The sequence below is a fragment of the Halomonas sp. ND22Bw genome, assembly GCF_003011945.1.
Lineage (GTDB): Bacteria > Pseudomonadota > Gammaproteobacteria > Pseudomonadales > Halomonadaceae > Halomonas > Halomonas halophila.
This window is the reverse complement of sequence record NZ_PXWD01001127.1, coordinates 1-262: the sequence shown is the minus strand read 5'-3', so window position 1 is coordinate 262 and position 262 is coordinate 1. Positions and strand designations below refer to the sequence as shown.

Sequence of the window (262 nt, the reverse complement as noted above, 5' to 3'; positions counted from 1 at the left end):
TTGATCTTTTTCGGGGTAGCGCTAACAAGGGCGACAAGAATTCGCCGCCTCAACTCATCGGAATTCCTGTCGAGGAAACAGATTTCTTCTGCAAATACTTTTTCACCTCGACGGAATCGCGCGTTTATGCGCAGCGAGCATTTCTGCCCGAAGCCGCCGAGGCAGGCTCTGACGGGCAGACGCGCGTCAGGACAGCCCCGATGCCAAGCTTGGCAGGAAAATTCAATGTCCTTGCAATACCCGACGGGCAGGCCCAGCATCA

At 55.3% G+C, this 262-nt stretch carries 1 protein-coding gene; it reads left to right on the top strand.

Annotated elements, in window-relative coordinates; genetic code table 11:
• Positions 1-262 (top strand): hypothetical protein (locus CVH10_RS26950; RefSeq protein ID WP_219924976.1); only part of this gene is annotated, 262 nt, incomplete at both ends.